Annotated in this window: 18 protein-coding genes; 15 read left to right on the top strand and 3 right to left on the bottom strand. The window is 37.4% G+C overall.

Annotation, left to right across the window (positions count from 1 at the left end; genetic code table 11):
- Positions 1-63 precede the first annotated feature (63 nt).
- Positions 64-702 carry a forespore capture DNA-binding protein RefZ gene (refZ, locus tag HOO54_RS16220; RefSeq protein WP_172297070.1) on the top strand — a complete coding sequence of 213 codons (639 nt, stop codon included), beginning with the start codon at positions 64-66 and terminating at the stop codon, positions 700-702.
- On the opposite strand, the gene hisJ is transcribed toward refZ, so the two are convergent.
- Positions 685-1,500 carry a histidinol-phosphatase HisJ gene (gene hisJ, locus HOO54_RS16215; RefSeq protein WP_172297067.1) on the bottom strand — a complete coding sequence of 272 codons (816 nt, stop codon included), beginning with the start codon at positions 1,498-1,500 and terminating at the stop codon, positions 685-687. The two genes, refZ and hisJ, sit on opposite strands and share 18 nt — an antisense overlap.
- A 187-nt stretch (positions 1,501-1,687) precedes the next feature.
- On the opposite strand from hisJ, the gene ezrA reads away from it, so the two are divergent.
- Positions 1,688-3,391, top strand: a complete 1,704-nt coding sequence (ezrA, locus tag HOO54_RS16210) for a septation ring formation regulator EzrA (RefSeq protein WP_172297065.1) — start codon at positions 1,688-1,690, stop codon at positions 3,389-3,391.
- Between the two features lie 462 nt (positions 3,392-3,853).
- Here the strand turns inward: ezrA and brnQ are convergent, their stop codons facing one another.
- Complete coding sequence (gene brnQ, locus HOO54_RS16205; protein WP_172297062.1) at positions 3,854-5,191, bottom strand: branched-chain amino acid transport system II carrier protein; 1,338 nt, start codon at positions 5,189-5,191, stop codon at positions 3,854-3,856.
- A gap of 194 nt (positions 5,192-5,385) precedes the next feature.
- Here brnQ and HOO54_RS16200 point away from each other — a divergent pair, with 194 nt between their 5' ends.
- From HOO54_RS16200 to mbcS, 4 genes are all read left to right on the top strand, one after another.
- Positions 5,386-6,531 carry a cysteine desulfurase family protein gene (locus tag HOO54_RS16200; protein ID WP_172297060.1) on the top strand — a complete coding sequence of 382 codons (1,146 nt, stop codon included), beginning with the start codon at positions 5,386-5,388 and terminating at the stop codon, positions 6,529-6,531.
- Between the two features lie 5 nt (positions 6,532-6,536).
- Positions 6,537-7,742 (top strand): tRNA uracil 4-sulfurtransferase ThiI, encoded by a 1,206-nt coding sequence (gene thiI, locus HOO54_RS16195; protein ID WP_172297057.1) that lies wholly within the window; start codon positions 6,537-6,539, stop codon positions 7,740-7,742.
- A gap of 95 nt (positions 7,743-7,837) precedes the next feature.
- Positions 7,838-8,053, top strand: coding sequence for an alpha/beta-type small acid-soluble spore protein (locus tag HOO54_RS16190; RefSeq protein WP_172297055.1), 216 nt, complete (start codon positions 7,838-7,840; stop codon positions 8,051-8,053).
- A gap of 94 nt (positions 8,054-8,147) precedes the next feature.
- The gene (gene mbcS, locus HOO54_RS16185; protein ID WP_253907698.1) at positions 8,148-9,746 is read left to right on the top strand and encodes an acyl-CoA synthetase MbcS; all 1,599 of its coding nucleotides are present in this window, start codon (positions 8,148-8,150) and stop codon (positions 9,744-9,746) included.
- Between the two features lie 92 nt (positions 9,747-9,838).
- Here the strand turns inward: mbcS and HOO54_RS16180 are convergent, their stop codons facing one another.
- Positions 9,839-10,639, bottom strand: coding sequence for an NAD kinase (locus HOO54_RS16180; RefSeq protein ID WP_172297051.1), 801 nt, complete (start codon positions 10,637-10,639; stop codon positions 9,839-9,841).
- A 534-nt stretch (positions 10,640-11,173) separates the two neighbouring features.
- On the opposite strand from HOO54_RS16180, the gene sppA reads away from it, so the two are divergent.
- The 9 genes from sppA to HOO54_RS16135 all read left to right on the top strand — a co-directional run bounded on the left by sppA (position 11,174) and on the right by HOO54_RS16135 (position 18,679).
- Positions 11,174-12,178 (top strand): signal peptide peptidase SppA, encoded by a 1,005-nt coding sequence (gene sppA / locus HOO54_RS16175; protein WP_172297048.1) that lies wholly within the window; start codon positions 11,174-11,176, stop codon positions 12,176-12,178.
- A 14-nt stretch (positions 12,179-12,192) separates the two neighbouring features.
- Positions 12,193-12,699 carry an RDD family protein gene (locus HOO54_RS16170; protein ID WP_172297046.1) on the top strand — a complete coding sequence of 169 codons (507 nt, stop codon included), beginning with the start codon at positions 12,193-12,195 and terminating at the stop codon, positions 12,697-12,699.
- A 120-nt stretch (positions 12,700-12,819) separates the two neighbouring features.
- Positions 12,820-13,503, top strand: a complete 684-nt coding sequence (locus HOO54_RS16165) for a DUF2953 domain-containing protein (protein WP_172297044.1) — start codon at positions 12,820-12,822, stop codon at positions 13,501-13,503.
- A 12-nt stretch (positions 13,504-13,515) separates the two neighbouring features.
- Positions 13,516-13,965: a GerW family sporulation protein gene (gene ytfJ / locus HOO54_RS16160; protein ID WP_172297041.1), complete on the top strand. Its 450-nt coding sequence runs from the start codon at positions 13,516-13,518 to the stop codon at positions 13,963-13,965.
- A 130-nt stretch (positions 13,966-14,095) separates the two neighbouring features.
- Positions 14,096-14,599: a thiol peroxidase gene (gene tpx, locus HOO54_RS16155; RefSeq protein WP_172297039.1), complete on the top strand. Its 504-nt coding sequence runs from the start codon at positions 14,096-14,098 to the stop codon at positions 14,597-14,599.
- Between the two features lie 62 nt (positions 14,600-14,661).
- Positions 14,662-15,648: a class I SAM-dependent methyltransferase gene (locus HOO54_RS16150; RefSeq protein WP_172297037.1), complete on the top strand. Its 987-nt coding sequence runs from the start codon at positions 14,662-14,664 to the stop codon at positions 15,646-15,648.
- A 241-nt stretch (positions 15,649-15,889) separates the two neighbouring features.
- On the top strand, positions 15,890-17,077 hold the full coding sequence (locus tag HOO54_RS16145) for an acetate kinase (RefSeq protein ID WP_172297035.1): 1,188 nt from the start codon (positions 15,890-15,892) through the stop codon (positions 17,075-17,077).
- Positions 17,078-17,375: 298 nt separating this feature from the next.
- Complete coding sequence (locus tag HOO54_RS16140; protein ID WP_172297033.1) at positions 17,376-18,074, top strand: hypothetical protein; 699 nt, start codon at positions 17,376-17,378, stop codon at positions 18,072-18,074.
- Positions 18,075-18,160: 86 nt separating this feature from the next.
- Positions 18,161-18,679, top strand: a complete 519-nt coding sequence (locus tag HOO54_RS16135; RefSeq protein ID WP_172297031.1) for a MogA/MoaB family molybdenum cofactor biosynthesis protein — start codon at positions 18,161-18,163, stop codon at positions 18,677-18,679.
- The last annotated feature ends 24 nt before the right edge of the window (positions 18,680-18,703 follow it).

The following is an 18,703-nucleotide window of genomic DNA, read 5'->3' as shown; positions in this document are numbered from 1 at the left end:
TCACTTTTTACAGGAACAAGCCCCTTAAAGTTGAATTGGTTAGTTAAGAAGGGGTGAAAATTGATGGGATCAAACTCTTTTTTAACCACAAAGGATAAGATTATTCAATCAGCCATCGAGTTATTCAACCAAAAAGGCTATTCAGGAACATCCGTCCGAGAAATTGCTAAAAAAGCGAATGTCAATGTGGCCCACATCTCCTATTACTTTAATGGAAAAGGTGGATTAATGGAACACTTAGTATCCTCTTTTTATGAAGGTTATTTAAAAATCCTTGAAAAAGGCTATCAATGTCTTGATGAGATGACTGCAAAAGACTGCCTTCTTCAATTGGTTTTTGATATTCTATCTTATCAGCATGAACACCGTCAATTAACTCGATTTGTCTATCGTGAAGTGACCATTGATTCGACGTTGATTCGTGAAGTCATGTCAACCTATTTGACAAAGGAGAAGTACATCCTTCATCTAATGATTGAAAAAGGTAAAACGAACAGAGAATTCTCTCATTTTCCCCTTTCCCATTTTATGATTCAGTTAAAATCTCTTTTAATGATGCCTTATTTACAGCCGCAATATATCTCAGAAGTCCTCTACTTGCAAACGCATGAACCTTACTTTTATCAAGCCTATTTTAAAGAAATGAAAACTTGGCTTAGCAGTTTATTAAACAGAGAGCATGAATCAATTGCTGTTACATAGTTGTTCAAACAACTCATAACCAAATCCGGCATCCCGTGCTTGATGGGCATCAGACCCATAAACAAGCGGGATGTTTTTTTGTTTCGCCTCTGTTATCATCCATTTTTCTATATAAATGCCGTCTGCATAAGGCTTTCTCAAGCCAGCTGTATTAAAATCCAGTTCAAGTCGATGTTTTGCAACTTCCGCTAAACATGTCGCAGCAGATTGCCGGACATGCTCTGACATAGTATAAGGAAACAGCTCAATGAATTTTTTTATCAGTGTGATATGACCGATTCGTTTCGGTTTAAAAGAGCCGAGGTATGATAAAATAGATGCGTGGATTTCGCGATAATATGCACGATAAACTTGTTCAGTATTACCGTAATACTGAATCAGTTGTTGAAACGCTATTTCATCGTAATCAAGACAAATATGTGAAGAGCCTGCAGGTAAAAAATGAACAGAAAGAATTCCGTCATCAAGGTAAGGACCATACGTATCAAGCATTGCTTTTGTTTCGTTTTCACAGATGCGGATATAGTCAACCTCAAGACCAACTAAAATATCCATTTGTCCTTTATATTCCTTTTTTAGAGTATTTAAGCTTTCAATATAGTTTTCTAACTCAGAATATGTCATGGCACTATCTTTTGTTGGCGTTGGATCTTTGAAAGAAGTCGGCAATGGAGCATGTTCTGTAAATGTTACAAAATGAAAGTTTTTTTCACATAACTCTTCTATATATTTCCTGAAATCATCCTTTGATCCATGTGGACAAAAAGGGGAATGAACATGAGCATCATGTTTTATCAAGATATCACCCCGTGAAAAATAGTCGGAAGTTGTCATTTTGGTGTAAAAAAATTAAAAATTCTGCTCAAAAAATGTTGGTTACATGGTATCATAAGTACAATGAAATTGATAGGTTTAATCAAGGTACATACAAAAAATACAAATATTTACCCTGACAGAAACAAGTTAAACAGCAAGGGGGCTCATTATGGAGTTTGTCATTGGCTTATTAGCATTATTTTTAATCTTATTCACTACAGGCTACTTATTCAGAAGAAATATATATAAAGAAATTGATCGATTAGAAGCTTGGAAAATTGAAGTATTAAATCGTTCAATTGTGGAAGAAATGTCAAAAATCAAACATTTAAAAATGACAGGACAAACTGAAGAGTTTTTTGAAAGATGGCGTAGAGAATGGGACGAAATTGTCACTTCACATATGCCGAAGGCGGAAGAGCTTCTATTTGAAGCTGAAGGCTATGCTGACAAATACCGTTTTCAAAAATCAAAACAAGTCCTGACTCATATTGATAATCTATTATCAGCGGCGGAATCCAATATTGATGAAATTCTAAAAGAAATTGCCGATCTCGTCTCAAGCGAAGAACAAAATCGCAAAGATATTGAAGAAATGAAAGAGCAATATACTAAGGTTCGCAAAAATCTTTTGGCATACAGTCATTTATACGGTGATCTTTATCCGAAAATAGAAGCTGACCTTGATACAGTTTGGCAAGGAATTCAACAATTTGAAGCTGAAACTGAAGGTGGAAATTACATAGAAGCAAGAAAGGTGTTGCTTGATCAAGAGCAATTACTTGAACAACTTCAGTTACACATTGATGATGTCCCGAAGTTGCTAGCCGACTGCAAGCAAATGATGCCAAACGAGCTGGCAAAACTGAAATCCGGTTATCAAGAAATGCTCAATCAAGGCTATAAACTCGATCATATTCAAATCGAAGAAGAACTTGATAACCTCTCTAAAGAATTGAAACATGCTGAAGATGCCTTGATGAACGATCTTAATTTAGAAGAGGCATCAGCTGCCTTACAAGTGATAAACGAAACGATTCAAACTTTATACACAGAGTTAGAACAAGAGGTCAAAGCCGGTCAATTGGTCTTAAGTAAAATGCCGGAGCTCGCGGTAACGCTTGAAACACTTGAAAACAATACACAGGAAACAAAAGCGGAAACTGAATTAGTTAAGAAAAGCTATAGTTTAACAACAGGAGAATTGGAAAAACAAGAAACATATGAAAAGCGTCTTGAAAGTATTCAAAAGCAATATGAGCAGATGAAGAACAGGCTTAATCAAAAACATGTTGCCTATTCACTTTTGAAAAAAGAACTTCAAGATATTGAAAAACAGATAGATGCGGCTCAAAAAGAACATGATGAATACAAGGAAATGTTACAGCTCCTTAGAAAAGAAGAACTGCAGGCTAGAGAACTTCTTGACCAACTAAAAACGACAGTGAAAGACACAGCCAGACGCTTGGAAAAAAGCAATGTTCCCGGCATTCCAGGATCTTTAACAGAACGTATCCAAAAATCTCGCTCCATCGTTCAAAAAGTGAATGAACAATTTCATGTGTTGCCGCTAAATATGGATTTGATTAATGAACGTTTAGCAGAAGCGAAAGAGCTTGCCGCAAATGTTAAACAACAGACAGATGAACTCGTTCAAATGGTCTTGATGACCGAACGTATCATTCAGTATGGCAACCGTTTTAGAAGCCACAATCAAATCCTTTCCGAGCAACTGAAGGAAGCAGAAAACCGATTTTATGCCAATAAATTCGATGAAGCTTACCGAATTGCTGCAACTGCAGTAGAGAGTGTCTCTCCTGGCGCTGTAAACCAATTATTAACAGATCCATCAGACGATCAACCAGAATCATGAAAGGCTAGCACCATTTAAAGTGGTGCTGGCTTTTTTGTTGAGTATTTAATATAGCAGGTTAAACATAACGCAATCTATAAGTATGGAAAAAAGAGGTGAAATGGTCCCTTTTTCATTTAAAAGTATTTAAATGATGACTGATGTTTAATTTCGTTTTTTAAAATCTTTGATCATCTGAATTTGGGGACATTCTTCACCAACCCCATACCGATAAAGTCGTCGCAACTGGTTTTGTAATTGTAGATCTCTAAGATCAATAATCAGTGGCAGGTACAAGTGGATTCGCTTTTCTTATGGTGGTGGAGAGAAGCAAGATACTTCGTGTGCAAAATATCGCTAAGATAAAGACAAAAAGGTCCTTGAACAGCACAAAAAATGCCCGGTGTAGAAGTTGAAATGTATAAAAAAATAGACGGTCTTAAGCCTGATGAATTCAGAGCTTAAGCCGTCTCATTATGTTTTTTAACTAACGTTCTTTAAACGGGCTGGATCATTAGGAACCATCAAGGTTATGATATAGCCAATGACTGCTCCGCACAGTGCAGGTACGATCCAACCAACGCCGTAACTGTACAGCGGGATGTATTGGTGTAAAAACTGATCGACAACGCCAAGATTAATACTGGCTGCATTTAAACCGTCAATGATACTGAAAATCCCTGTTGCGATAATTGTACCGACATATACTTCACGCCGTTCATTAAAGAGTTTATCAATAAACGAAAGCAAAATAATCACGATCGCAAGCGGATAAAGTGCTGAAAGAATCGGTATCGAAAACGATATGATTTCCGTTAGACCGAAATTAGCAATCACCATGCTGAACAATGAGACGATGATGACGACGGTTTTATAAGAAAGCTTTGGAATTAGCTTTGAAAAATACTCTCCGCATGATGAGACAAGTCCGACACTTGTCGTTAAACAAGCGAACAAAATGGCAAGACCGAGCACAACATTTCCAAGTGAACCAAACAAAAATGTTGATGACTTGGATAAAATTTCTCCTCCGTTTTTAAGAGATCCGACTGTTTCAACACTTGTTGCACCTAAATAAGCGAGTGAAACATATACCAATGCAAGTCCTACGGCTGCCACAATACCTGCTTTAATACAAGAAGCAGCAATCGATTTTGGATTGGTGACACCGCGTTCTTTAATTGCTGTAATGACGACGATCCCAAATACAATCGAAGCAATCGCATCCATTGTTTTATATCCTTCTAAAAACCCAGTGAGCAGTGGAGTACCTTGATATTGGCTTGCTGCTTGACCGATACTGCCCATCGGTGTGACAAATGCCTTAATGACTAATATTGCGATGACCAATAATAATAGCGGCGTTAAAACTTTGCCGATGCGGTCAACTAGTTTACTTGGATTTAATGCTAAGAAATAGGTAATGGCAAAAAAGATCACGGTAAAAATAAATAGATAAATGCGTGATTCATCTCCACCTAAGAAAGGTTTGATTGCAATTTCATATGAAACATTTCCTGTTCTCGGAATAGCAAACAAAGGCCCGATTGTTAAGTAAATACTAACGATCAAAATTGTACCAAAGATAGGGTGTGCTTTGTCAGCAAGTCCTTTTGCACTGCCAGTTAGAGCAACGGCAATCACACCAAGAAGAGGGAGTCCGACTCCTGTTAGCAAAAATCCAATAATAGCCGGTAATACGTTTTCTCCTGCAGCCTGGCCAAGCTGGGGAGGAAAAATCATGTTTCCCGCACCGAAAAAGAGAGCGAATAACATAAGTCCAATTGCTATCGTTTCCTTAGCGGATAGTGAAGTTTTCATTAAAAGAACCTCCTGGTTTTGTTTAAATTTTCTGTCAATTTACTTTTGAGGATATAATATGACAAAAGGTCCAATGACTATTATATTGTAAAAATCAGAGAAGTCAAACACTTTATTTTTAATTTTCATTTATAAGTTATTATGATAACATATACAGTCATAAAAAAGAACGTTCTCTGTTAAAGGAGTAGATCATGATTTATCTTGATAATAGTTCAACAACAACACCTTATCATGAAGTATTAAACATTTTTGAGAAAGTAAACAAACGCTTTTATGGGAATCCTTCATCATTACACCAGCTAGGGATTGAAGCAGATCAACTGCTAACTGAAGCGCGGCGTCAAATAAATACAGCCCTATCTATTAAAGATTATGACATTGTATTTACTTCGGGTGCTTCTGAAGCCAATAACATAGCGCTTAAAGGTATTGCCTTGGCTCAGCAGCAAAAAGGCAAACATATTATTGCTTCGTCGATTGAACACCCGTCTGTTACAGAATCGTTAGAACAGCTAAGAACGTTCTTTGGTTTTGAAATCACATACCTTCCAGTGGATAGCAGGGGTCTTGTGTCAATTGAGCAGTTGGAGCAAGTAATCCGTAAAGATACAATCCTTGTCAGTGTGATGCATGTCAACAATGAAATAGGTGTCATTCAGCCTATAGAAGAAATCGGTAAGATCGTGAAAAACAGGAGTGATGCGTTTTTCCATGTTGACTATGTCCAAGGTATTAACAAGGTTCCTTTAGACATGATCAAAGCAGGTATTGATCTTTTTACAATATCAGGGCACAAATTTCATGGTTTAAAAGGAACGGGAGCACTTATACTCAAAAAAGATATTTCGCTGTTTCCAATCATTACAGGAGGTGAACAGCAATATAACAGAAGAGCTGGTACGGAAAATACTGCCGGAGCAGTAACGCTAGCTAAAGCCATTAATTTGTCATCACAACATTACGTCAAGTATATTGAAGAAATGAAAACAGTGAAAGCCGATTTTATTAGACAGCTTCAACAGCTAAACGATGTTATATTAAATACATCAGAAAAAAATAGTGCACCACATATTATTAATTTTTCTGTTCCTGGAATTAAAGCTGAAGTCCTTTTGCATATGCTTGAGGAACGGGATATTTTTGTCTCGACAACATCAGCGTGTTCATCAAAGCATGGGAAGCCGAGCAAAGTGTTGCTTGCTATGGGAAAAGGAGAACGGATTGCAGCGAGCAGCATTAGGATAAGCTTAACATACCAAAATAATCAAAGGATTGTTGAGCCATTTATGACGGCTTTAACAGAAAGTGTACACAAACTGAAAGGAATTATGAGGTAAAAACAATGAAATATGATTACATTTTAATCCGATTTGGTGAAATTTCAACAAAAGGAAAAAATAGACGGACTTTTGTCGAACGTTTGAAAAAAAATATAAAAATGGTTATGCATGATTTTGATCATATCCGTTATCAATCAACTCGTGACAGAATGACTTTAGTGTTGAACGGTGAAGATGCAGAAGCCGTAGCGGCTCGTTTGAAACATGTTTTCGGAATTCAGTCTTTCAGCTTTGCTGTCAAATGTGAAACAGATCTTGAGACGATTAAAAAAGTGGCTCTTTCTTCAATTCAAAAGCAATACAAAGCTGGAGACACGTTTAAAATTTCTACCAAACGAGCTTATAAACAATTTGAGTTAAATACGAATGAAATGAATGCCGAAATTGGTGGACATATTTTGCGGAATACGGAAGGTTTGACTGTAGATGTTCATTCACCAGACATCCATTTGCGAATTGAAATTAGAGAAGCTGCTACTTATTTAACTTTTCGTGATGAAAAAGGAGCTGGAGGATTGCCGGTGGCCAGCGGAGGAAAAGCGATGCTGATGATCTCGGGTGGCATCGACAGTCCTGTAGCTGGATTTTATGCGATGAAACGGGGACTTGAGATTGAAGCTGTTCACTTTTTCAGCCCGCCCTATACGAGTGAACGTGCCAAACAAAAAGTCATCGATCTAGCTGCTCAACTGACCGGATTTGGTGGAGATATTAAATTGCATATCGTACCATTTACAAAAACACAAGAACTGATCCAAAAACAAATACCTGAAAATTATTCAATGACAGCTACTCGTAGATTAATGCTGCAAATTGCTGATAGACTTCGTGAACACAAAAAAGGTCTCGCAGTTATTACTGGAGAAAGCCTTGGGCAAGTAGCAAGTCAAACGCTGGAAAGTATGTATGCTATTAATGCGGTCACAAGTACACCAATAATACGTCCGCTAATCGGAATGGACAAAACAGAAATTATTGAAAAAGCAAAAGAAATCGGGACATATGATATTAGCATCAGACCGTATGAAGATTGTTGCACGATTTTCACACCATCATCTCCGAAAACACGACCGAAAAAAGAGAAGATCGAGCATTTTGAAAGCTATACAAATTTTGAACCACTTATTGAAGAAGCCCTTGAGCATACGGAAACAATTATTTTGAAAAGTAAAGTGGAACCGAAAGAAACATTCAGCGATCTTTTTTAAAAGTAGTTCATTTGGTCTGTATACAATTACCAATCTTTCTTTGTATGAAGTCATGTGTTTTTACACAATCTATACTCACAAGGAGGTGAGAACACATGGCTCAACAAAACAGACAAAGCAGTTCTAACCAACTATTAGTACCAGGCGCTGCACAAGCTATCGACCAAATGAAATTCGAAATTGCTTCTGAGTTCGGCGTCAACCTTGGGGCAGATACTACTTCTCGTGCAAACGGTTCAGTTGGAGGAGAAATCACTAAACGCTTAGTATCTTTCGCTCAGCAACAAATGGGCGGAGGCACACCTCAGTAATTAAAAACTTAAAAACAATGGATATCGGGTGGGAGGTTTTCTCCCACTCTTTTTAGTATTTGTTGTATAATAAAAAGATCGTAAACATGAGGAGATGTATTTATTGAAAAGAGAAGAATTAATCGCTCCACAGAAGTATAATATTGCTAATGAAGTCGAAAAATTTAAAAAAATATCAAAAACGGCTTTAATTTTCGAAAGTGAGCAAGGTCTCAAAAGATCATGGACGTATCAGACCTTACTGGAAACCGCTGATAAAATTGGCACCCTCTTGATTCATTCTGGACTGAAACAAGGTGATAAGTTAATCGTTATGCTTCCGCGTGTATTAGAAACTTATGCTGTTTATATGGCGATTTTAAAAGCGGGTATGGTGATCATTCCTTGTTCTGAAATGCTTCGCGCAAAAGATCTAGAATACAGAATAAAGCATGCTGATGTAAAAGGTGTGGTTGTCTATCCATCATTTATTCATACTTTTGAAGATGTTGAGTTAAAAAATCATCTAAAAACATTTACATTGGGTGAAAATAAACAAGGATGGAACAACTTACTGGCTGAAATAGAGAATACGGACGGAGCAGGTTTTCAAGCAGCGGAAACAAGTCGTGATGATATAGCCTTTTTATCTTACACTTCTGGAACGACAGGACAACCAAAAGGCGTTGTACATACACATGGTTGGGCTTATGCTCATTTAAGGACAACAGCTTCTGCTTGGCTAGATATTACGAAAGACGACATTGTCTGGGCAACAGCTGCTCCGGGCTGGCAAAAGTGGGTATGGACACCATTCTTAGCGGTGTTAGGAAGCGGTGCGACCGGATTTGTTTATCATGGACGATTCAATCCTGAAACATATTTGGCATTAATGGAACGCCATCAGGTTAATGTGCTTTGTTGTACACCGACAGAGTACCGGTTTATGGCAAAAGTCGATCATCTTGATCAATTCCATCTTTCATCTTTACATAGTGCTGTCTCAGCTGGTGAACCATTAAATCGGGAAGTGATCGATACGTTTAAAAGGCATTTTAACATTGAAGTGCGGGATGGCTACGGACAAACGGAAAGCACGCTCTTGATCGGGACATTGAAAGGAATGGAGAGCAAACCTGGCAGTATGGGAAAGCCAACTCCAGGCAACATTGTAGAGATTGTAAATGAGGAAGGGGAAATTTGTCAGCCCCATGAAACTGGAGATATTGCCGTCCATTTAAGCACACCTGCTTTGTTCAAAGAATATTATCATGATCAAGAACGAACACGGCTTCAAAGGCGAGGAGAATATTTTATTACAGGTGATAAAGCAAGAAAAGATGAAGAAGGTTATTTTTGGTTTGAAAGCCGAAATGACGATATAATTATCAGCTCTGGTTATACAATCGGTCCTTTTGAAGTGGAAGATGCACTTGTCACACATCCGTTGGTAAAAGAGTGTGCCGTAGTTGCAAGTCCTGATAGCTTTAGGGGGTTTATTGTAAAAGCGTTCGTCGTATTAAAAGACCGTGCTAAAGAAGATGAGGTTCTGATTAAAGAGCTGCAAAATCATGTAAAAACGTTAACAGCACCCTATAAGTATCCACGCGAAATTGAGTTTATTGAAGAATTACCAAAAACCCCCTCTGCAAAAGTGAAACGTTTTGAATTAAGGGAACGGGAAATGAAACGGAAAACGAATGGTGAATCGTGAGTTCGTATTTGAAGGGCGTCCAATTCGTCGATTTTTTTGACGATTGGACGCCCGTTTTTATTCTTCTCTTCACCTAGAGGTTTTCAGTTTTCTTACAGGAAGGTTCGTTTTACTTTTTCCCAAAAAGAGTTATCTTTTAATTTTACTGTTTTAATCATCTTTTGTGAAAGTTTTACTTCGATCTCTTTCACATGCATCATACTAAAAGCTTCATTATCAAGACCGATAATTGGATGGTTATTTCCATCTTGGGCAATCTTGAGTGCTAGTTTGCAATCGGCACTTAAAATAAATGGAGAACCTAGTGTTCTATAATTATTATTGTTTAAGGAAGCAAGTTCTGTTACTTGAATACATGACAATTTTGGGTCAACTATCGCTCCTTGAACAGACTTGTTGTATGCTGTGCTACCTGTTGGAGTTGAAACAATCATTCCATCTCCACGAAATGTTTCAAAATAAAGGTCATCAATGTACACGTCCATCACAAATGTTTTAATAATGCTTGAGCGGATCGATACTTCGTTTAAACATAGAAAACGGCTTGTTTGATCTACTTTAACATCGATGAGCGGATATTTTCTAACTTCGATTTGCGGTAAGTTTGTTGTTTCAATCATTTTGTTCGTGTCACGTATATTAAAATCTGAGTATAAATGAGCTTTTCCCTTTTTGGCGATGCCTACATAAAGACAATCATCTCTAAAATTTGTTTTTCTGACTGCCTGTAAAAATGCACCATCACTACCGACACTTGCGATGATATTAGCTTCTTTGTGTTGGTTGACAACCTGAAATCCGTAATCGGCTGCCAGCTGTTTCAACATCAGGCATTGTTCAGCAACATCCTCGTTTTTTTCGTGAAAAAAGTAAATGTTTCTCCGGTCTCTCACAGCTATTCTCCCCTTTATCACTTAAAATGAATATTTCTATATCATCACTCATTTAGGAATCGGAGCTTCTCTAAGAACACTGGTATATAAAACCCAACAGCAATTTCTCTTATAGACGGTTCCAGGCTAAAACATAATCAGTCAGAATCGGTGATGCCATGATGATGAACAGCACTCAAGTAACAATGATGACTGGGAGAACCCTCTACCGACTAAAGAGACATCTAAGAATCACCTGCTTTCTATTTTGTTTCATGATTTGAGGATGAGATGGTCTTGATGATGATTCTATTGTATCAAAAGGGATGGGATCGTTCGCTAGTTCTAAGAAAAGATCCACTCTATGGTGGATTATGTCACGAATAATTTTAGGTGAAGAAAAGTTGATTGATCAGGGTGACTTCTTGTCGGTTTGTGTTAAAATACCTGTGACCCTAGTTTATCACGTTTTTTTTTCGTATAATGAATACTTGGACTCTTTTTGTTCATATACGTATTAAGAGTTAAGTTTTTTTATTAAAAGGAGGAGAATAAATGAATCGTAAAAGATGGGTAGCGCTTGTGATCGCTTTAGGTCTGTTGGTCATATCAGTGATGATGAGTGTTGTAGTAAATACATTCGAAAGTATAGATGAAGATGGTCATATGCAGTTTGGGTTGACTGACGGCGAGAAAGAAATCGTTTTGGAAAAAGGAGATTCTAATAAAATTGTTGTTCTTGATGTGAATGGCACGATTTCCGATAATGGAGGTGCTAGTGGCCTTCTCAGTTCAGAAGGGTATAATCATAGAGCTTTTTTACAAAAACTTGACAATGTGAAAGAGGATTCTAAGGTAAAGGGTCTCATTTTACGTGTTAATTCACCGGGAGGCGGGGTGTATGAAAGTGCCGAAATACATAGGAAATTAGAAGAGATCAAAAAAGACACGAATAAACCGATTTACGTCTCAATGGGATCAATGGCGGCATCTGGTGGTTATTATATTTCAACACCAGCCGATAAAATTTTCGCTGCACCTGATACATTGACAGGTTCTTTAGGTGTCATTATGGAAAGCTTAAATTATAGCGAACTTGCAGATAAACTAGGTTTGAAAACAGAAACAATTAAAAGCGGGCAACATAAAGACATTATGTCTCCAACAAGAGATATGACGAAAAAAGAACGGGAAATTATGCAATCTATGGTAAATGACTCATATCAAGGGTTTGTTGATGTGATTGCTAAAGGCCGCAATATGTCAGAAAAAGATGTGAAAAAAATTGCTGATGGTCGGGTATATGATGGCCGACAAGCTAAAGAGCTTCATTTGGTTGACAAACTTGGTTTCTATGAAGATACGGTAAAAGCGATGAAAAAAGATCATCAAGATCTGAAGGACGCTTCTATTGTTAGTTATGAAGACACAAAAGGTATTACTTCGTTGTTATCAATGAGTGCAAGCAAGCTCTTTAAAAGCGAAATAGACTTTTTGAATATTAAAGAAACACTTTCTACAGCTGGTGCATCAAGACCGATGTATCTTTATGCAAAATAGGAGGGGACCGAAAAATGGATGTCACATTTGATGGCAAAGATCAAAATGAAATAACAGCGTCCGAGCAAAAAAAGGCTCCCATGTTAGAACATGCCTATGCCGGTTTTTGGATCAGATTTTGGGCTTTTTTGTTTGATGGAATTGTTGTCGGCAGTATCAATAGACTACTGATATCACCTATTTTTAGTTTGTTTGGTCTCCCTAAAGAGACAGGGCTTTTCTCTTTTTCTTTATATTCAATTACAATGACTATTGTGTTTTTTGCCTACTTTGTTTTGATGACAAAAGGTTTTAAACAAACATTAGGCAAAATGGTTTTCGGTCTCAAGGTTGTGTCTCTCCGCCCGGAAAAAGGGCTGACATGGGATGGGATTTTGTTTAGAGAGGTAATCGGCCGTTATATTAACAGTATTTATCTCACGTATTTTGCTGTTGTTTTCTCACGAAAGAAGCAAGGTATTCATGATTATTTTGCGGATACAGCAGTCATTCATGAAAGGTTATATCGAAAAGTTGAATAACTCGAAAAACCTCGGTTTTATGAAACCGGGGTTTTTTTATACAATAAAATAGCAGCCCCCGTTTACGTTTATTTTTTGTGATTTCATCCTATAATGCCTAGTATAAGAGGAAGTGAAGTCATGATGTACATATGGATTGCAGGAGTCTTACTTCTGCTAACGGCTGTTATGATGATGAAAGTCCAGTTCGCAGTCGAATATCTTCATACAAATGAGAATGACGAGTTGACTGTTCAAATCCGGACAGCTTTTGGTCTTTTTCGGATGAAAAAGAAAATACCGCTTATCAAAGTCAATCAAGAAGATATGACAATTGACTTAAAACAACAAACCAACACAACTGTACAAGAAGATGAAGAGAAAAGTAAAATCGGTTATCATCAACTAATCAATCGTCTTCAGGAGATAAAAAGAATAACTGAACAAATCATAAATGTGAAACTGATTTTTCGTAAATTTATGAAACGCATTCATATCACCGAGCTTAAATGGATGACAGTCCTCGGTTTTTCCGATGCTGCTTTAACCGGAATTGCAACAGGTGGGGTATGGTCTGTAAAAGCTTGTGTAATGGCTTTATTTGATCAGCTTTTTAGTTTTAAAAACCGTCCGGAATATCAAATGATCCCTGTCTTTAACAACAAAGTTTCTCAAACCCAGCTAACATGTATATTCTATTTTCGCCTTGGACATGCTATAATCGCAGCTTTCAGAATCGTCATGAATCGGAAAGGGAAAATGCGCGGCTTCATGAAGCTGCCAAAAAATGTGTCAGGTACAACTAAGAATGACTCATCTGTATAGGAGGAATGAAATATGGCTGACCATCCAATTCAAGGTTTAATGAAAACCGCAATGGAAAATTTAAAAGAAATGATCGACGTCAACACCATTATTGGGGATCCGGTAGAAACACCTGACGGAAGTGTCATTTTAACCGTATCAAAGGTTGGTTTTGGATTTGCCGCTGGTGGAAGCGAATTTAGCGGTAACCAGATGTCAGAATCTAAAGGGAACGACGGGGAACGTAAAGAAGCGAAGCTCCCATTTGGCGGCGGAAGCGGTGGCGGTGTATCAATCACACCAATTGCATTTTTAATTGTTGGTTCATCAGGTGTTAAAATTCTGCACTTGGACGAAAATACGCATGTTGTTGACAAAATCTTAGAATCCGCACCACAAACGATTGAGAAAATTCAGCATATGTTTAAGAAAGACGACAAACCGAAACAAAAAATGAATCATCAAAATAATATATCATACTAAAAAAAGGATTGTCCAAAAAGTTTTTTACCTTTTTGGACGTCCTTTTTACTTTGTTTTCAACCCTCTTTTTTTGCAGTTTGTCTTAGACTCTTTTATAGTAGAGACATACAAATGTGAAGGAGGAATCAAGATGGCTTCAATAACATTTAAAGGAAACCCTGTTACACTGATAGGTTCAAAACTTCAAGCTGGTGATCAGGCTCCTGATTTTACAGTGTTGTCTAATTCTCTTGAAGAAGTCACCCTAAGTGACATAAAAGGAAAAATTGCTATTTTGTCTGTCGTTCCATCGATTGACACAGGTGTTTGTGATGCTCAGACGCGGCGGTTTAACGAAGAAGCTGCAGGACTGGGTTCAGTAAACGTTTATACGATCAGTGCCGATCTTCCTTTTGCACAGAAGCGCTGGTGTGGAGCAAATGGAATTGAGAATGTAGAAACATTGTCAGATCACCGGGAGATGTCGTTTGGAGAAGCGTTTGGTGTATATATGAAAGAATTGCGACTGCTTGCCCGAGCTGTCTTTGTTTTAGATGAAAATGGAGTTGTCACTTATGCTGAATATGTAAACGAAGTGACAAATCATCCGAATTATGAAAAAGCACTTGAGGCTGCCCGATCACTTGTGAAGTAAGTTGAACAGAAAAGCTCCGGGTGAGAAGTCCGGAGCTCTTTTTTAATAAGGAGAGACAATATATGCAAACCAATCAAGTAGAAGTCATCTATGAATGGCTTGACAGTGGAACGAAAGTGATTGCCGATGACCGGAAAATCCCATACATCGAGGCTCTTGCAGAAACTGGAGAAGTCTTTTTTTTAAGAGAAATTCATCATCCGTTATCTGATTCAGCTACACAAAGAATGAAAGATTTAATCGATAAAGCTCACTTTTCCGAATGTAATCATGAATCAATACGTAAAGCTTTTCAGCTTGCCATATTGAAAGGTCTAAAAAACGTCGCGCATCCAAACAGACAGATGACACCTGACACAATCGGGGTCTTTATCGGATATCTTGTCGAGAAATTCATGGGACACCAAAAAGGAATTACTATTTTTGATCCGGCAGTGGGCACAGGAAATTTATTATTTGCTGTCTTAAATCAGCTTGGCGAGTCCACTGGGAAAGCGTTTGGATCTGATATCGATGATGTTTTATTAAAACTTGCTTACGATCAGGCAAACCTTCAACAAAAAGAAGTCGAGTTTTTCAATCAAGATAGTCTTCAGCCTATTTTTATGGATCCTGTTGATGTTGTGATTTCAGATCTTCCTGTAGGTTATTATCCAGATGATGAAAATGCAAAGGCATTTCATGTGAAAGCAGATGAAGGACATTCTTTTGCCCACCATTTGTTTATTGAACAAAGCTTACAATACACAAAACAAGGTGGATATTTATTTCTTGTGATTCCGAACCATTTATTTGAAAGTAGTCAAAGTGAACAATTGAAACATTTGTTGAAGGAAAATGCTTACATAAACGCTGTGCTTCAATTGCCTTTATCGATTTTTAAAGATAAAGAAAATGCTAAAAGTATTTTGGTGATGCAAAAACATGGTGAAAAGGTCAAAGCTCCAAATCAGGTGCTCCTCGCTGAACTCCCATCTTTTTCTAATCAACAAGCAATGCTCGAGATGACAGCTAAAATTGATGATTGGTATAAACAAGAAAAAATTTAAAATGAGTCAGAGAGGGTATCTCTGGCTTATTTTATTTTCAGAAAATAACAATTTCTTGATGAAAACGTTAACATTTAAGAGATTGACTTGAAAAGGATTCTTTTGAGTGTTTAAATGAAAAGGCAGATGTTTTTGAAATTATTGTGAACAAACTCATACATACTTTTTTTAAGATTGACCTGAATAAAAGTCAACGGAAAGTAGAGAAGTCACTATTTATGGGTAAAAAGGAGCGTCAATTATGTCTAAAATTATTGCAATTAACGCAGGAAGTTCTTCATTAAAATTTCAACTTTTCGAGATGCCCAGTGAAAAAGTCTTGACAAAAGGCTTAGTGGAAAGAATTGGTTTGGATAACGGTATTTTTACAATCTCTGTGAATGGTGAAAAAAATACCGAGACAACAGATATTGCAAATCACTCTGTTGCTGTTAAAATGCTTTTGAACAAGCTAACAGAGTTGGGAATTATTCAAGATTTAAATGAGATCGACGGAATTGGCCATCGCGTTGTCCACGGTGGCGAAAAATTTAGTGATTCGGTTGTTTTGACAGATGAAACGATTCATGAGATTGAAGACATCTCTGATTTGGCACCGCTTCACAATCCAGCCAATATTGTCGGAATTAAGGCTTTCAAAGAAGTTCTTCCAAATGTTCCGGCTGTAGCCGTTTTTGATACAGCTTTTCATCAAACGATGCCAGAACAATCTTATTTGTATAGCCTTCCTTATGAGTATTATGAAAAACTGGGAATTCGTAAATATGGATTTCACGGAACATCTCATAAATATGTAACAGAACGCGCGGCAGAACTTCTTGGCCGTCCACTTGAAGAATTGCGGCTTATTTCCTGCCATCTTGGGAATGGAGCGAGTATTGCAGCTGTTGAGGGCGGAAAATCAATTGATACATCAATGGGTTTCACACCGCTTGCAGGGGTGGCAATGGGAACACGTTCTGGAAATATCGATCCTGCCCTTATTCCGTTTATAATGGAAAAAACAGGTCAGTCAGCTGATGAAGTTTTAAATATGCTTAATAAAAAAAGCGGTCTGTTAGGTGTATCCGGTTTCTCAAGTGATTTACGTGATATTGTTGAAGCTGCTAATGATGGCAATGACCGTGCGGAAATAGCGCTTGAAGTTTTCGCCAGCAAAATTCATAAATACATCGGTTCATATGCAGCTAGAATGAGCGGAGTTGATGCCATCATTTTCACCGCTGGTATCGGTGAAAATAGTGTTGAAGTGAGAGAACGGGTTCTTCACGGCTTAGAATTCATGGGCGTATACTGGGACCCTGCTTTGAATCACGTACGTGGTAACGAGGCATATATAAGCTACCCACACTCCCCTGTTAAAGTGTTGATCATTCCAACAAATGAAGAAGTGATGATCGCAAGAGATGTCATGAGACTTGCAAATTAAAATATAACATTGATGACCTTGGTATTTTGTAGCCGAGGTCATATTTTATCATTCTTCCCCTCTTTCACCGTTCTCTCCTTACTGACAAACAGTAAAGAACATTGAATTTGAGATGTGTGTTAAGATAAAGAACAAACAGATTAACGTTTTGGGTTGAAAAAATAACGAAAAATGACGATATAAAATAGAACAGTGAGGTTTTATAAAAATCGTGATCACTGATTTTGTAGGAGGAAGGCATTTTTTTTTGGCGAAGTCATTATAAAAGGTAATAAAAACGAAAGGATATTGCTTTCACATGAACAAAGAAGCGATTTTAATTGAAATCAAAAAGAGACTAGAAGAAACAATTAAAGATCTAAACTTTCATAATTTATCAAATATAAAAGAGTTTACAGATCAACACTTTGAGTTTTTAGAATCTCTCAAAAGTTTACCAGAATTGGTGAATCAAGAAAAGCAGATCGAAAAACAAAACAATATCGTTGAAAATGAAAAGAATCCCCAAAAAAATCATCTTCAAAATGTTACTGATGATGACTTGCTTACAGAGCTTAAACATTATGTAGTCAAAGAGTGGAAGTTAAGCGGAGGAGCAATTGCTCTAAATCAAAGGTCGAGATCAGCTTTTATACCTGAAAAAATCGTCAGGGAAAAAGACATTCATCTCGGTGATATTGTTGAAATAACCAATATGAATCCTTCCGGGGACAAAAAGCATTTTAAATTAATTAAAAAAGGTGATTCTGATCAATTTGTCGATAAGAGAATTGTCTTACAATGCTGTCCTGTCGAGATTGATGACGGAAAACTAGTGGTAACAAAAGATGTGTATGGTAACGATATTAAAATTGATGATGCGCCATTTAAAATCGTGATTCAAGAGCAAGACAGGATCAAGAAGAGTATTGAGCCTGGTCACTCTGTTGATATTGCTTTTTATGAAGGAAAAGCTCATGAGGCACGAGTGTTCTGGCGACATCCTTTCTATTCTTGATCCGTCAAAATGAATAAATATACAAGCTAGGTCGTCTGAATTGACATACTCCTTTATAATAAAAAGATAAAAAGGAGGGAATGAAAATGAGTGTTGAAGAACACAAAAAAGAAGCGCCAGATTGTGTGGCCTGTCAAGTAGTGACCGTCAGTGACACAAGGACGAAGGAAACGGATAAAAGCGGTCAGCTGATGAAAGATTATTTGCAGGATGCCGGTCATCAACTGGTTTCTTATCAGATTGTCAAGGATAATAAACAAGACATTAAAGCTGCAGTGCTTGAAGGATGTCAAGATAGCCGGATCGATGTGATTTTGTTGAATGGAGGCACAGGGATTGCCGCCAGAGATGTAACCATTGAGGCTATTTGCCCGCTTTTCAGCAAGGAGCTCACCGGGTTCGGAGAAATTTTTCGTATGCTAAGCTATACTGAGATCGGCTCAAGCGCAATTCTCTCAAGAGCTGCTGCTGGTGTCATTCAAAATAAAGCTGTATTTTTAACACCTGGTTCAAGCGGCGCGGTAAAACTAGCCATGACAAAATTGATCATTCCTGAACTTGCCCATGTGATGAGAGAACTAAGAAAAGATATTCATCATAAATAAAAGCGAACTTCATTCAATTTATTG

The sequence above is a fragment of the Bacillus sp. WMMC1349 genome, assembly GCF_013155385.1.
In the GTDB taxonomy this organism is placed as follows: Bacteria; Bacillota; Bacilli; order Bacillales; family Bacillaceae; genus Bacillus.
Note: the sequence above shows the minus strand (reverse complement) of the source record. Positions and strands in the feature narration are given on the sequence as shown.

What these genes read in the sequence shown, in the direction of transcription:
- refZ (WP_172297070.1), top strand. Translation starts at nt 64, where the DNA reads ATGGGATCAAACTCTTTTTTAACCACAAAGGATAAGATTATTCAATCA.
- ezrA (WP_172297065.1), top strand. Translation starts at nt 1,688, where the DNA reads ATGGAGTTTGTCATTGGCTTATTAGCATTATTTTTAATCTTATTCACT.
- brnQ (WP_172297062.1), bottom strand. Translation starts at nt 5,191, where the DNA reads ATGAAAACTTCACTATCCGCTAAGGAAACGATAGCAATTGGACTTATG.
- HOO54_RS16200 (WP_172297060.1), top strand. Translation starts at nt 5,386, where the DNA reads ATGATTTATCTTGATAATAGTTCAACAACAACACCTTATCATGAAGTA.
- thiI (WP_172297057.1), top strand. Translation starts at nt 6,537, where the DNA reads ATGAAATATGATTACATTTTAATCCGATTTGGTGAAATTTCAACAAAA.
- HOO54_RS16190 (WP_172297055.1), top strand. Translation starts at nt 7,838, where the DNA reads ATGGCTCAACAAAACAGACAAAGCAGTTCTAACCAACTATTAGTACCA.
- mbcS (WP_253907698.1), top strand. Translation starts at nt 8,148, where the DNA reads ATGTATTTATTGAAAAGAGAAGAATTAATCGCTCCACAGAAGTATAAT.
- sppA (WP_172297048.1), top strand. Translation starts at nt 11,174, where the DNA reads ATGAATCGTAAAAGATGGGTAGCGCTTGTGATCGCTTTAGGTCTGTTG.
- HOO54_RS16170 (WP_172297046.1), top strand. Translation starts at nt 12,193, where the DNA reads ATGGATGTCACATTTGATGGCAAAGATCAAAATGAAATAACAGCGTCC.
- HOO54_RS16165 (WP_172297044.1), top strand. Translation starts at nt 12,820, where the DNA reads ATGATGTACATATGGATTGCAGGAGTCTTACTTCTGCTAACGGCTGTT.
- ytfJ (WP_172297041.1), top strand. Translation starts at nt 13,516, where the DNA reads ATGGCTGACCATCCAATTCAAGGTTTAATGAAAACCGCAATGGAAAAT.
- tpx (WP_172297039.1), top strand. Translation starts at nt 14,096, where the DNA reads ATGGCTTCAATAACATTTAAAGGAAACCCTGTTACACTGATAGGTTCA.
- HOO54_RS16150 (WP_172297037.1), top strand. Translation starts at nt 14,662, where the DNA reads ATGCAAACCAATCAAGTAGAAGTCATCTATGAATGGCTTGACAGTGGA.
- HOO54_RS16145 (WP_172297035.1), top strand. Translation starts at nt 15,890, where the DNA reads ATGTCTAAAATTATTGCAATTAACGCAGGAAGTTCTTCATTAAAATTT.
- HOO54_RS16140 (WP_172297033.1), top strand. Translation starts at nt 17,376, where the DNA reads ATGAACAAAGAAGCGATTTTAATTGAAATCAAAAAGAGACTAGAAGAA.
- HOO54_RS16135 (WP_172297031.1), top strand. Translation starts at nt 18,161, where the DNA reads ATGAGTGTTGAAGAACACAAAAAAGAAGCGCCAGATTGTGTGGCCTGT.